General features: G+C 72.5%; 12 protein-coding genes. 4 read left to right on the forward strand and 8 right to left on the reverse strand.

The genetic code is table 11. The annotated features are described in order from the left end of the window. The first annotated feature begins 170 nt into the window (after nt 1-170). Nucleotides 171-1,643, forward strand: coding sequence for a leucyl aminopeptidase family protein (locus INP57_RS27575; RefSeq protein ID WP_374220982.1), 1,473 nt, complete (start codon nt 171-173; stop codon nt 1,641-1,643). Nucleotides 1,644-1,667: 24 nt separating this feature from the next. Here the strand turns inward: INP57_RS27575 and INP57_RS27580 are convergent, their stop codons facing one another. Beyond that, nucleotides 1,668-2,582: a LysR family transcriptional regulator gene (locus tag INP57_RS27580; protein ID WP_307850317.1), complete on the reverse strand. Its 915-nt coding sequence runs from the start codon at nt 2,580-2,582 to the stop codon at nt 1,668-1,670. A gap of 63 nt (nt 2,583-2,645) precedes the next feature. On the opposite strand from INP57_RS27580, the gene INP57_RS27585 reads away from it, so the two are divergent. Beyond that, nucleotides 2,646-3,860: an MFS transporter gene (locus INP57_RS27585; protein ID WP_200073291.1), complete on the forward strand. Its 1,215-nt coding sequence runs from the start codon at nt 2,646-2,648 to the stop codon at nt 3,858-3,860. A gap of 54 nt (nt 3,861-3,914) precedes the next feature. Here the strand turns inward: INP57_RS27585 and tatB are convergent, their stop codons facing one another. The 4 genes from tatB to sigE all read right to left on the reverse strand — a co-directional run bounded on the left by tatB (nt 3,915) and on the right by sigE (nt 7,745). Continuing rightward, entirely contained in the window at nt 3,915-4,310 is a 396-nt protein-coding gene (tatB, locus tag INP57_RS27590) for a Sec-independent protein translocase protein TatB (protein ID WP_200073292.1), read from the reverse strand. A gap of 191 nt (nt 4,311-4,501) precedes the next feature. Further along, nucleotides 4,502-6,232 carry a S1C family serine protease gene (locus tag INP57_RS27595; RefSeq protein WP_200073293.1) on the reverse strand — a complete coding sequence of 577 codons (1,731 nt, stop codon included), beginning with the start codon at nt 6,230-6,232 and terminating at the stop codon, nt 4,502-4,504. A 158-nt stretch (nt 6,233-6,390) separates the two neighbouring features. Next, nucleotides 6,391-7,113, reverse strand: a complete 723-nt coding sequence (locus tag INP57_RS27600; protein WP_200073294.1) for a zf-HC2 domain-containing protein — start codon at nt 7,111-7,113, stop codon at nt 6,391-6,393. Then, entirely contained in the window at nt 7,110-7,745 is a 636-nt protein-coding gene (gene sigE / locus INP57_RS27605) for an RNA polymerase sigma factor SigE (protein WP_233628405.1), read from the reverse strand. The genes INP57_RS27600 and sigE overlap by 4 nt, the downstream gene beginning before the upstream one ends. Nucleotides 7,746-8,053: 308 nt before the next feature. Between sigE and INP57_RS27610 the strand changes: the two genes are divergently transcribed. Further along, nucleotides 8,054-8,701, forward strand: a complete 648-nt coding sequence (locus INP57_RS27610; RefSeq protein ID WP_307850318.1) for an O-methyltransferase — start codon at nt 8,054-8,056, stop codon at nt 8,699-8,701. Between the two features lie 141 nt (nt 8,702-8,842). Here the strand turns inward: INP57_RS27610 and INP57_RS27615 are convergent, their stop codons facing one another. Beyond that, nucleotides 8,843-9,982, reverse strand: coding sequence for an Mrp/NBP35 family ATP-binding protein (locus INP57_RS27615; RefSeq protein WP_200073296.1), 1,140 nt, complete (start codon nt 9,980-9,982; stop codon nt 8,843-8,845). A gap of 329 nt (nt 9,983-10,311) precedes the next feature. On the opposite strand from INP57_RS27615, the gene INP57_RS27620 reads away from it, so the two are divergent. Then, nucleotides 10,312-10,761, forward strand: coding sequence for a MarR family winged helix-turn-helix transcriptional regulator (locus INP57_RS27620; RefSeq protein ID WP_200073297.1), 450 nt, complete (start codon nt 10,312-10,314; stop codon nt 10,759-10,761). Between the two features lie 97 nt (nt 10,762-10,858). Here the strand turns inward: INP57_RS27620 and INP57_RS27625 are convergent, their stop codons facing one another. Next, nucleotides 10,859-11,395 carry a DUF1003 domain-containing protein gene (locus INP57_RS27625; protein ID WP_200073298.1) on the reverse strand — a complete coding sequence of 179 codons (537 nt, stop codon included), beginning with the start codon at nt 11,393-11,395 and terminating at the stop codon, nt 10,859-10,861. Then, nucleotides 11,388-12,713 (reverse strand): magnesium transporter MgtE N-terminal domain-containing protein, encoded by a 1,326-nt coding sequence (locus INP57_RS27630; RefSeq protein WP_200073299.1) that lies wholly within the window; start codon nt 12,711-12,713, stop codon nt 11,388-11,390. The genes INP57_RS27625 and INP57_RS27630 overlap by 8 nt, the downstream gene beginning before the upstream one ends. Nucleotides 12,714-12,797 lie beyond the last annotated feature (84 nt).

Consider the following 12,797-nt stretch of genomic DNA (forward strand, 5'->3'; position numbering starts at 1 on the left):
GCCGTCGTCCGTGGGGCGGGCCGCACCGGCCGCCCCGTTGCAAGGAAGGAATGCCATCCGTGCCCGATTCCTCGGTGTTCGATTCTTCGCGGTCGCGGGAGCACGCGGTGCTCCCGGTGATCCCGACGGCACTGGTCGAAGTGGACGTCGTGACCCGCTGGCGGGACGGCGTGCCCGCGGCGGTGCCGGTCTTCGACGGTGCTGTTGGCCCGGATTTGGCTGGCCCGGACCTGGCTGCGGCCGCCGAACCGTGGGGAGTGGACACCGCGACGCTCGAAGCGTTGGGAGTGACGGCTTCCGCGGGCGACGTGCGCACGATTCCGCTGCCGGACGGGCGGTTCGGCTGGACCGTCGGCGCCGGTTCCGGTGATCAGTGGCGCACCATCGGTGCGGCGCTGGCGCGCGCGGCGCGCGAACGGCTCGGTGAAGGCTCCGGCGAGGACGATCCCGAAGACCTCGGCGACGCGACCGAGGCCGAATACCTCCAAGTGCGGTTGCCCGCGGACGCCGACGCGGAACTCGTCGCCGCGTTGACGCTCGGGTTGTCGCTGGGCGACTACCGGTTCCGGGTCACCGGCAAGCCCACCGCGCCCCGGCTGCGCAAAGCTCTGCTGGTGGTCCCCGAAGGCACGGATCCGGCGGGATTGCGCGAGGCCGTCGCGCAGGCGCACGAGTGGGCCGCCGCCACCGCATTGGCGCGGGACCTGGCCAACACGCCCTCCAACGTGAAGAACCCCGCGTGGTTGACCGGTGCGGCCGCCGAGCTCGCCGGGTCGCTGCCCGGCCTGACGGCCGCCGTCCGCGACGAGAAGTGGTTGGCGGACAAGGGTTTCGGCGGCGTGCTGGCGGTCGGCGGCGGATCCGTGAGCCCGCCCCGGCTGCTGGAGCTGACCTGGCGGCCCGAGGGGATCAAGTCCGGTCCGCACCTGGTGCTGGTCGGCAAGGGCATCACCTTCGACACCGGCGGTCTGTCGCTCAAGCCCGCGGACGGGATGCACATGATGCGCACCGACATGGCCGGTGGCGGCGCGGTGATCGGCGCGCTGCTGTCGATCGCGCGGTTGAACATCCCGGTGCGGGTGACGGCGTTGGTGCCGTCCGCGGAGAACCACGTCTCCGGCAGCAGCTACCGGCCGGGCGACGTGGTGCGGCACTACGGCGGCAAGACCACCGAGGTCTCCAACACCGACGCCGAGGGCCGCATGGTCCTCGCGGACGCGCTGGCCTACGCGGTGCACAAGCACGAACCGGACCTGATCGTCGACGTGGCGACGCTGACCGGCGCGATGAAGGTCGCGCTCGGACTGCGCACCGGCGGACTGTTCGCCACCGAGCCGGAACTGCAGCAGCGGGTGCGGGACGCGGGCGAGCGGGTCGGCGAGGCGTGGTGGCCGATGCCGCTGCTGGAGGACCACGCCGCGGACGTGCAAGGAGAACTCGGCGACGTGCGGCAAGCCCCGCAAGGGCCGGGTGGCGTCACTGCGGCGCTGTTCCTGCGCGAGTTCACCGGTGGCGTGCCGTGGGCGCACCTGGACATCGCCGGTCCGGGCCGGGCGGACAAGCCCTACGCCGAGGTGGTGCCCGGCGCGACCGGTTTCGCCGCGCGCAGCCTCGTGGAGCTAGCTGCTTCCCTGGCTTCCTGAGCACCGTCGGGGCCGGGCGGTGCGCTACCGCCCGGCCACGTGATCGCGGAACGCCCGGACCGCTGGCGGTAGCGGGCGCCGCGCCGGCCAGACCACGCCGATGGTGCGGTGCGCCGCCGGGTGCAGCGAGATCTCGGAGGTGCCCGGCGCGGCGCCGGAGAGCGCCTTCGGCAGCAGCGTCACACCGAGCCCGGCCGCGACCAGGCCGCGTGCGGTGTCGACCTCCTCGCCCTCCCACGCGAACCGCGGCGTGAAACCGGCCGCTTCGGCGAGGTCGGTGACGATGCGGCGCAGCCCGTATCCCGGGCGCAGCCCGACGAAGTCGTCGTCGGCCAGCTCGGCCAGGCGGATGTCGTCCCGCCCGGCCAGCCGGTGCCCGGCGAAGACCACGGCGACCAGTTCCTCCCTGGTGACCTCGGCGGCCTCGAACTCGGCACCGGACGGGACCGGGGAGACCAGGCAGAGGTCGACCCGGCCGGTGCGCATCCGCGCCAGCATGTCGTCCCGCGAGCCCTGCGCCAGGCCGAACCGGACGCTCGGGTGGTGCTCGCGGAACTCGCTGAGCAGCTGCGGGATCAGCGCGCGGCCCATGGTGTGCTGGAAACCGAGCACGACCTGCCCGCGCTGCGGGTCGAGTTCTTCGACCACCGCCCGGCAGCGGTTCTCCAGCTCGTGCATCGCCTCCTCGGCCGCTTCGGTCAGCAGCGCTCCGGCGCGGGTGAGGACCACGCCGCGTCCCTGCTTGGCCACGACCGGTGTGCCGAGGTGCTCGGCGAGCCGGGCCAGTGCGCGGCTGACCGTGGGCTGCGGCTGGCCGAGCCGCTCGGCCGCGCGTGTGAGTTGCCCCTCCGCGGCGACGGTGCGCAGCAGGTCCAGCGTCGGCGCCAGATGCGCGGCGAGCTGGGCGGCTTCCCGGGGAACGCTCGATTCATGCGGCACAGCATGGATTGTCGGGCACTCGTGCATTGGACGCATTGATTAGCCCTGCTTACGGTCGCTGTCGTGAGTGGAACCGACGTGAGCCGCATCCGGCGCATCCGACTGGCGCTGCTGGTCGGCGCGCTCGCCCTGTTCGCCCTGCTGTACGCGCCGCAACCGGTGCTGCCGCAGTTCTCCGAGGCGTTCTCGCTCGCGCCGGGAACGGTCGCGCTGCTGGTCTCGGCGGGCACGCTGGGGCTGGCGGTGGCCGCGGTACCGCTCGGCACGCTGTCCGAGGTCTTCGGGCGCCGCCGCGTCATGGTCACCTCACTGCTGGTGGCCGAGGTGATCGGGTTGGCGCTGCCGTGGCTGGCGAACTTCCCGCTGCTGGTCGTGCTGCGCTTCGTGCAAGGCGCCGCGGTGGCGGGCATCGCCGCTGTCGCCACCGCGTACCTGGCCGACGAGACCGGTGGCCGTGATCTCGGCACCACGATGGGCCTCTACGTCGCGGGCACCACCATCGGCGGCATGTCCGGACGGCTGCTCGGCGGCGTCGCGGGCGACTTCGGCGGCTGGACCGGCGGGCTGATCGCGGTGGCGCTGCTCGCCGGGGTGTGCACCGTGGCGTTCGTGCTGCTGCTGCCGACCGAGCGGCACCAGCGCAGGCAGGAGTTCCGCTGGCGCCCGCTGCTGACCGGCGTGCGCGCCGCGGCGACCGATCCCGCGCTGCGCGCGCCGTTCGCGGTGGCCGCGCTGGGCATGGGTTCGTTCGTGGCGGTCTACAACGTGCTCGGCTTCCGCTTGATCGCGCCGCCGCTGTCGGTGCCGCCCGCGCTGGCCGCGCTGGCGTTCCTGGCTTACGCGGCGGGCACGGTGACCTCCGCGATAGCGGGACGGCTCGCCGACCGGTGGGGGCGCAAGCCGGTGCTGCTGACCGGGCTCGGCACCGCGCTGGCCGGGCTGGCGCTGCTGCTCGCCGGGAACATCGTCGTGATCCTGATCGGGCTCGTGGTGTTCACCGGCGGGTTCTTCGCCGCGCACTCGGTGGCCAGCGGCTGGGTCGGGTTCCTGGCGTCGCCGTCGGCGCGGGGGCAGGCATCCGCGATGTACCAGTTCGCCTACTACGGCGGCAGCAGCGTCGGCGGAGTGCTCGGCGGAATGGCCTATGCGCAGTGGGGATGGCCTGGGATGACGCTGGTGCTCGCGTGCTGGCTGGTGCTGGCCGGGGTCGCCGTTCTGCGGGCGCGCAAACCGCAACCGGCCGAGCCGTCCCAACCCGAACTGCAGTCGGTTTCGTAGGAATCCCGTTGCGGTGCTGGTTGCGTGCTCCGGATCAGCAGCCAGCGCAGTCGATCAGGTGGCGTCCGGGTCGTAAGGCGGCCGTTCGCCCGGGTCCAGCGGGCGCTGCGGTTGCGGCTTGGCCGTGCTGGAACCGGAACTGGAGCCGTTGCCGTTGCCGTTGAGCGGCGGATCCAGCGGATTCTCCCCGTCGAACAGGTGCTTGCTCACCGCCGTGCGCGGATTGAAGTCGCGGATGCCGCGCAGATCCTCCAGCGGCTTGCGCAACTCGTCGAACTCCGGACCGAGTTCGGAGCGCAGCTGATCGCGGGCGCCCGTCGCGTACTCCTTGACCTGGCGGATGGTGCGCCCCAGCCAGGCCGCGCCCTGCGGCAACCGTTCCGGGCCGAGGATGAACAGGCCGGCAACGATGAGGACCAGGATCTCACCCCAGCCGATGCTCTCGAACACCTCGGATCACCCTTCGCCTCAAGAGTGCTTCAACAACGAACGCGCAACCGGGTTGCGCAGCGGACCCGGCGAGTGACCCGGCCGCGAGCGGCTCCGCCGCGCACGGGCCACCTCGCGACGGTGCGCCGCCGCCAGCCTACCCACCCGGGGGACGGCGGTGGAAACGCCACTTTTCCCAGCTTCGCGGCCGTTCAGCGCAGCACCACGTTCAGCACCAGCTCACGCCCCTGCCGGACCACCGTCACCGGGACCGTCTCGCCGACCCGGTGCCGGTCGACGGCCACGATCAGCTCGTCGGCCGTGCTGACCTTGCGGTCGCCGACCTTGATGATCACATCACCCTCGCCGATGCCCGCGCCCGCGGCGGCGCTGCCGTCCCGCACGTTCTGCACCTGGGCACCGTCGGTGACGCCGTCGCTGACCGACTTCGGGTTCACCCCGAGATCGGCGTGGCTGGCCTTGCCGGTGCGGATCAGCTCCTGCGCGATCCGGCGCACGTCGTCGATCGGGATCGCGAAGCCGAGGCCGATCGAACCGCCCTCACCGCCACTCTCGCCGAGCGTGCGGATCCCGCTGTTGATGCCGACCACCGCGCCGTTGCCGTCCACCAGCGCGCCACCGGAGTTGCCGGGGTTGATCGCCGCGTCGGTCTGGATCGCATCGACGACCGCGTTGGTGTCGCTGCCCTCCCCGGCCAGCCGCACCGGGCGGTGCACCGAACTGACGATGCCGGTGGTGACGGTGCTGGCCAGCCCGAGCGGCGAGCCCACGGCGATGACCTGATCGCCCACCGCGAGGCTTCCCGAGTTGCCCAGCTGCGCCACCGTCGGGTTGGCCACGTCGACCTTGATCACCGCCAGGTCGGTCTTGACGTCGCGCCCGACGATCCGCGCGGGCACCCGGGTGCCGTCGCTGAAGACCGTGGAGACGGTCGCGTTCGGGGTGTCCGCGGCCATCGACACGACGTGGTTGTTGGTGACGACGTAGCCGTCGCCGTCGATCACCACACCGGAACCGGAGCCGCCCTGCGCGCCGACGTGCACCTCGACCGACACCACGGCGGGCACGATCCGCTTCGCCACCCCGGACACGGCGCCTGCCGGGCGGTCCGCGCCCGGCTGCACCTCGGACAACGTCACGTCCGGATTGGTCAGCGGATTGCCCTCCTCGGCGGTGATCCGGCCGACGAAGCCGCCGACGACGGCCAGCAGCACCGCGACACCGCCCAGCGCGGCCAGCGCGCGCGGGCGCACCCGGCGGCCGAACAGGATCTCCCGCGCGCTCAGCAGCGGACCGGGAGCCGGGTCCGAGTCGGAATCAGCGGAGCCCTCGGCGACCGCGGGCGGCCCCATCACCGCACCTGCCGAGGGGTTGCGCCAGGGATCGTGCTCGCCGCGTTCGCTCCAGAACGTGGGCGGCTGCTCGGCGGACGGGGAAGGCGCCGACTCGCCCGGTTCCCGCTGCAGCGAACTCGCGGTGCCCCGGGGTCGGCCGAACGCCTGCGACAAAGCCGGGGAGGGGCCAGGGGGAACGGCACCGGTCGCCGGTAGCTGATCGGTGCGCTCCGGGTCGAAGCCGCCGGTGACGCCCGCCGGCCTGCCGAACGCGGCGGCCTGCGCCGAGTCGACCTCCGGGTGCTGGACCGGCCGGACGCCGAGCCGCTGCGGTTGCGACTCGGCCGAAGCCGGATCGATCGCCGGGGGCTGCTGCGCGGTCGCGTCCGGGTTGCCTGCGTGCTCAGCCGCGGCGGAGTTCTGCGCGGTCTCGGCCGGCCACTGCCCGTGCCCGGAGTTCTCGGCGGGGCGGCCGTCGGCCCGCCCGTCCGCTCGCTGGAACGTCCCGCCGTCCTGGTCGTGCGGCCGAGCCTGGTCGGGCCGCGCCGGATCGGATCCCTGCGCGGGTTTCCTCGGCTGCTCGCTCATCGCTCCCCGGGCCTGCGAAGTCGTCGACAGATCGGCACCCGTGCGAGTGGATCACACCGGCACGGCGCTGCGCGCAGCGGCACAGGTGCCCGACTCGATCGTGCCTCGGAGGCGGTGAAATCCGCGTAGGAGCGCGGTGCTCGGCACCGCGGGCGGGGTCAAGGCTGGACGGAAGCCGACATCGCCGGTCGGCCGGCCGGAATGCTGGAGGTACCGGGCCCGGGAACCGCGGCCAAGCTGGGCGCCGGCGGAGGGGGCGGGGTGCGCAGCCCGGTCGAAGCCGGGATCAGCGCGGAGTCGTAGGCGCCGCCGGGGTGCGGCAGCGGCCCGACCGCGGGCGGTGGCCCCTGCTCGTCCGGCATGCTGACCAGTGCCAGCGCTCCGAGCACGAGGCTGGAGAACACCACGCCCGCCCCGGTTCGCCTGCCGCGCCCGGGCCGTGCCTGCCCGCGGGAGTCGAGACCGGTTTCGCCGAGCGGCGTGCTCGAACCCAGCGGTTGCTGACCGCCGCCCAGCGGCGTGCTCGAACCCAGCGCCGCGCCGGATCCGAAGCGTCCGCGCCGGGCACTGGGGTCGACGGTGACCAGCTGGCCGTCCTCGGTCAGCGCCAGGCCGTCCGGTTGCGCGGGCAGTTCCGCGTTCGAGGGGATGGATTGCAGGGCCTGCAGCAAGCCGGGGGAAACCGACGGCGCGCCCGCGGACTGCACCGCGGCCCGCGCTTGCCGTTGTGCGGTGGCATCGGCCGCGCAAGCCGGGCACCTGGCGAGGTGGGCGGCCGCGCGGTCGTGGGCGTTGGCGCTGAGTTCGCCGTCCACGAACGCCACGAGCGCGTCCAGCGCGAGGTGCTGCTCGGGCAGACCCCACCCTCGCCGTCCTGTCATGCCGAGTCCTCCCGAGCGTGCGCGCGACGCGCTTCCAGGGTCGCTTTCAACATCTGCCGTCCGCGGTGGATCCTGCTGCGCACCGTACCCAGCTTCACCCCGAGGGTGGTGCCGATCTCCTCGTAGGAGAGCCCTTCCACGTCGCAGAGCACCACGGCGGCGCGGAACTCCGGCGGCAGCTCGTCCAGCGCGGCCTGCAGGTCCGGGTCGAGGTGGGTGTCGTGGAAGACCTGCTCCGGGCTGGGCCCGCTGCTGGGCAGCCGGTCGGTGTCCTCCGGCAGACCTTCCATCCGCAGCCGGGACCGGCGCCGCGCCATGTCCAGGAACAGGTTCGTGGTGATCCGGTGCAACCAGCCCTCGAAGGTGCCCGGCTTGTAGGAGGCCAGCGACCGGAAGACGCGGATGAAGGTTTCCTGGGTGATGTCCTCGGCGTCGTGCTGGTTGCCGGTGAGCCGGTATGCCAGCCGGTAGATCCGGTCGGCGTGCTCCCGGACCACCTCGTCCCAGGACGGCGGCGTCCAGGTCGTCTCGGTGGCTGGTGCCGTCTCGGTGACGGGCCCCGTCTCGGTCACGGGCGCGGTGCCGGCGTGTTGTTCGGCGTGCTGAGCCGGACTCATCGACTGTGTTGGCATCGGACGAGAAGCCACCTCCTGCGGCGGTTGCATCCGGAGAACGAGCGGAGCATCGACGTTGTTCCCGAGCTGCAGCGTTGTTGGCGGGGTACCGGCGGGATCGCCGGCGTGTGCACGGGACATCGGCCCGTCATGCACCACTGTTTCGCGCGCGGGTGAGGCAGGTATGAAAGCGCCCTGAGAGCATCCTGAGAAACCGGTTTTCACTCGATCGGCCCAGCGAGTGGCGGGTGCGGGGAAGAAACGGGCGGCTAACGATGTGCTCGTTCCGCACAACTGAATGCCCTTCAGAGATAATCTTGTTACCCGTGATACCCGAGACGTCGATCGATCCCGGTCCGCTGGACCGGCCGGGCAGGCTGCTCGGCGACGCCGCCGGGCGGCAGGCCGTCGCCGAGGAATCCGAGGCCGCGGCCGTGGCCGCCGACGGCGCGCTCATCGACTCATCGACCGGCGCCGCGCTGCGCTTCCTGGCCGCGGTGCTGCGCGCGAAGGCGGTCGTCGAAGTGGGCACCGGCACCGGCGACTCGGCTCGCTGGTTGCTCGCGGGCATGGCCCCGAGCGGACTGCTGACCTCGATCGATCTCGACCCGACCGCGCAGCGCATCGCGCGCGAAGCGCTCGCGGCCGACGGGGTGCCGCGGTCGCGCACCCGGTTCATCACGGGCCTCGCCGATCAGGTGCTGCCGCGGCTCGCGGAGGGCGCCTACGACCTGATGTTCGTCGACGCGGCGCCGAGCGGATATCCGATGTACCTGGAGGTCGGGTCGCGGCTGCTGCGGCCCGGCGGGGCGATCGTGTTCGCAGGCACCAACCCGCCCGAGACCGCGGACCGGCACGATTCGCGGGCGGCGGCGCTGCGCGAACTCACCCAGGCCATCCGCGCCGACGAGGGCCTCGTTCCAGTGGCGCTGCCGGTCGGCGACGGCCTGCTCGCCGTCGCCCGCTCGATCTGATCCGCGCCCGGAGTGAACGGACCGCTGGCCCGGCTGGTTCGGACGAATGGTCCGCCCACTCGCGGAACCCGGAGTTGCTGATCGAGTGAACGGACTGTTGGTCCGGCTGGATTGGCCGAACGGTCCGCCCACTCGCGGCGATCAAGCGGGGGAGACGGACAGCAGCTGGCCCGCCAGGCCGCGGGCGCGGGTGGACAGCCGCTTGGCGACGTCGGCGAGCACCTTCGACGACGGCGCGTCCGGCGCCTCGATGACCAGCGGAGTCCCGCTGTCCCCGGACTCCCGCAGCCGGGTGTCCAGCGGGACCTGGCCCAGCAGCGGGACATCGTGGCCGATCGAGCGGGTCAGCGAGTCCGCCACGATCTGCCCGCCGCCGCTGCCGAAGACCTCCATGCGCTGCCCGTCGGGCAGCTCCATCCAGGACATGTTCTCCACGACCCCGGCGAGCCGCTGCCGCGTCTGCATCGCGATCGCCCCGGCGCGCTCGGCGACCTCGGCGGCTGCCTGCTGCGGCGTGGTCACCACCAGGATCTCGGCGTTCGGGATCAGCTGGGCGGTGGACAGCGCGACGTCGCCGGTGCCGGGCGGCAGGTCCAGCAGCAGCACGTCCAGGTCGCCCCAGAACACGTCCGAGAGGAACTGCTGCAGCGCGCGGTGCAGCATCGGCCCGCGCCACACGACCGGCGTGTTGCCCGGGGTGAACATCCCGATGGAGATCACCTTCACGCCGTGCGCCTGCGGCGGCATGATCATCTTGTCCACCTGGGTGGGCTTGCCGTCCGAACCCAGCATCCGGGGCACCGAGTGCCCGTAGATGTCGGCGTCGACCACGCCGACCGACAGCCCGCGCGCGGCCATCGAGGCGGCCAGGTTGACCGTCACGCTGGACTTGCCGACGCCGCCCTTGCCGGAGGCCACGCAGTACACCCGGGTCATCGAGCCGGGCTCGGCGAACGGGATGCGCGGTTCCTCGGAGTCGCCGCGCAGCTGCTTGCGCAGTTCGGAGCGCTGCTCGTCGCTCATCACGTCGAGTTCGACGGTCACCTCGCGCACCCCGTCGACCTCGCGCACGGCCTGGTCGACGCGCTGCGTGATGGTTTCCCGCATCGGGCAGCCCTGGACGGTCAAGTAGACCTCGACGTCCACCTTGCCGTCCTCGCCGACGGTGACCGACTTGACCATGCCGAGTTCGGTGATCGGCTTGTGGATCTCGGGGTCATCGACCTTGCCGAGGGCCTGGCGGACGGCCTCTTCCGTGGGAGCGGAGTACGTGCTGGTCACGGTTGCGGTGACACCGACCCTTCCTGCGGGGACTGGTTGCCCCTCATGCTACTGACCGGAAAGTGATGTTACGGACCGGTAGCCCCATGGGGGCGGGCGAGGGGTGCGCGGGGCGTGACCGCCCGGCGGCCGGCCCGGCGATCGTCGCGCCCGGGTTCGACGTGCTTGCGCTCGCCGCAGCGGTCCCGTGCGCTGGATTATTCCAGGCACCGGCTCCGACGTGCTGACATGAACAAACACGGGGGCGCTTCGCATTCATCTGACTGCCCTCCGTAGTATTACGCATCGTGACCGAGATAGGTCTTGACCGATTACCCACTAGTGGCGAGATGACGGCCTACCGCGCCTTCCTGCGCGCCCACGCCCGCGTCACGCGGTGCCTGGAAGGGGACCTGATCGCCCAGCAGCGGCTCACGCTCGCGGCCTACGACGTGCTGCGCGCACTGGCCGAGGCGCCGGAGCGGCGATTGCGAATGACCGAGCTGGCGGACGCGGTTCTGCTGTCCCGGTCCGGGGTGACCAGGCTGGTGGACCGGCTGGAGCGGATCGGGCTGGTGCACCGGGTCCGGGTGGATTCGGACGGCAGGGGAGTGCTCGCGGTGATCAGTGAAGCCGGTGAACACCGATTACGGTCTGCAGCCGGCACGCAGCTCGCCGGGGTGATGCAGTACTTCCTCTCGGTGACCGAGCCGCAGGAGCTGGAACAGTTCGCCCGGATCTGCGAGAAGCTCGCCGCCGGTGGCGTTCCGGCCCCGCCCGGGCAGCGCGCCCAGGCATGATCGACCGCCGATCGTCGCAGGCGCCCGCGCGCCGCTGAGTTCGTGCGAGCGGTGCTGGACCTGGCGGTGCCGGCCGAGCGCGCTGCGAGGAGCCCCATCAGGGCACGTCGTCGCGCTCGCCCGCGCTCTCCGCGGATTCCCGGCGGCGGCGCGCGCCCGCGCTCTCCGTGCCGGGCAGTTCGTCGCGCAGCCGGTCCAGCTCGCCGCGCAGGTAGTCCCGGGTGGCCACCTCGCCGACGGCCAGGCGCAGCGCGGCGAGTTCGCGGGCCAGGTACTCGGTGTCGGCCTTGGTCTGCTCGGCCCGCGCCCGGTCCTCCTCCAGCGAGACCCGGTCCCGGTCGTCCTGCCGGTTCTGCGCCAGCAGGATCAGCGGCGCCGCGTACGACGCCTGCGTGGAGAACGCCAGGTTGAGCAGGATGAACGGGTACGGGTCCCACGCCAGCCCGACCGCGAACAGGTTCATCGCGATCCAGGTGGTCACGAACACGGTCATCCAGAACAGGAACTTCCCGGTGCCCAGGAACCGGGCGATGCGCTCGGAGACCTGCCCGAAGACTTCCGGGTCGAACCGCACGGCGAACCGGCGCGGCATCCGCGGCTGGTCCAGCCGGCGGCGGGGCAGCAGTTCAGGCATCGTCGCTCGCTCTCCGCGCCGCCGCGGCGCCGGTTCGCGGATCACCCGGCGCGGCGGGATCGTCGCGGTCCGGCAGCCCGCTCTCCCGCCAGTTCTCCGGCAGCAGGTGGTCGAGCACGTCGTCCACGGTGACCGCGCCGATCAGGTGCTCCTGGTCGTCCAGCACCGGGCCGCAAACCAGGTTGTAGGCGGCGAAGTAGCGAGTGACCTCGGCCAGCGAGGCCGTCGGCGGCAGGCTCGCCAGCCCGGTGTCCAGCGCCCCGGCGACCAAAGTGGACGGTGGTTCGCGGAGCAGCCGCTGGATGTGCACGCAGCCCAGGTAGCGCCCGGTCGGCGTGGCCGACGGCGGGCGGCAGACGAAGACCATGCTGGCCAGCGCCACCGGCAGCTCGGCGTTGCGCACCATCGCCAGCGCCTCGGCGATCGTGGCGTCCGGCCCGACCACGACCGCTTCCGGGGTCATCAGCCCGCCCGCGGTGTCCGAGGAGTACGCCAGGAGCCGTTTGACCGGCGCGGACTCGGCGGGCTCCATCAGCTCCAGCAGCCGGTTCTTGTCCCCTTCGGACAGTTCGGCGAGCAGGTCGGCGGCGTCGTCCGGGCTCATCGCCTCGAGCACGTCCGCGGCCCGGTCTTCGCCGAGGTGGGTCAGCAGGTCCTTCTGGTCGTCCTCGGGCATCTCCTCCACGACGTCGGCGAGCCGTTCGTCGTCGAGCGCCTCGGCGACCTCGTAGCGCCGTTTGGCGGGCAGTTCGTGCAGCGTGCTGGCGACGTCCACGGCGCGCATCGTGTCCAGCATCGTCAGCAGCTGCTCGACGCCCTGCGGACGGCCGCTGAGCTCGGCCACGGCGAGGCCGCTGACCTGGTCCCACTCCAGCACCTGCACCGCTCCGCGCCGTCCCAGCCGCCCGGAGCGTTCCCGCACCGCGAGCCTGCTGATCCGCCAGTCCCGCGTGCGGGTCTGCTCCAGCGCGGCGTCCACCAGCACGGCCGCTGCGCCGGAGGCGGCCACCGTGACCTTCGCGTCGAGCAGCTGGCCGAGCACCAGGACTTCGTTGGGGCGCTGGTGGAAGTGGCGCATGTTGACCGAGCCGGTGGCGAGGGTGACCGCGTTCGGCTCGATCCGGGTCACCCGCAGCATCGGCACGAAGATCCGCCTGCGCGGGGCCATCTCCATGACCAGGCCGAGCACTCGCGGCGGCTGGCTGCCGATCCGCAGCCCGGCCACCACGTCGCGCACCCGCCCGATCGACTCGCCGTCCGGCCCGAACACGGCGAGTCCGGCGACTCGCGCCGCGTACACCCTGTCGGTGGCTGCCACGCTGATCAGGCTAGTCGGCCCGGCGGGCACGGGCAGTCGCAGCGAGATCCGAGCGCATGTCGTGGCGGTCCGGGACGGGCACCA

The organism is Saccharopolyspora galaxeae (assembly GCF_016526145.1).
GTDB lineage: Bacteria > Actinomycetota > Actinomycetes > Mycobacteriales > Pseudonocardiaceae > Saccharopolyspora_C > Saccharopolyspora_C galaxeae.

Excerpts from the sequence above, each read along its gene's own strand:
- INP57_RS27595 (WP_200073293.1), bottom strand. The coding sequence starts at position 6,232 with ATGAGCGAGCAGCCGAGGAAACCCGCGCAGGGATCCGATCCGGCGCGG.
- INP57_RS27600 (WP_200073294.1), bottom strand. The coding sequence starts at position 7,113 with ATGACAGGACGGCGAGGGTGGGGTCTGCCCGAGCAGCACCTCGCGCTG.
- sigE (WP_233628405.1), bottom strand. The coding sequence starts at position 7,745 with ATGCCAACACAGTCGATGAGTCCGGCTCAGCACGCCGAACAACACGCC.
- INP57_RS27620 (WP_200073297.1), top strand. The coding sequence starts at position 10,312 with ATGACGGCCTACCGCGCCTTCCTGCGCGCCCACGCCCGCGTCACGCGG.
- INP57_RS27625 (WP_200073298.1), bottom strand. The coding sequence starts at position 11,395 with ATGCCTGAACTGCTGCCCCGCCGCCGGCTGGACCAGCCGCGGATGCCG.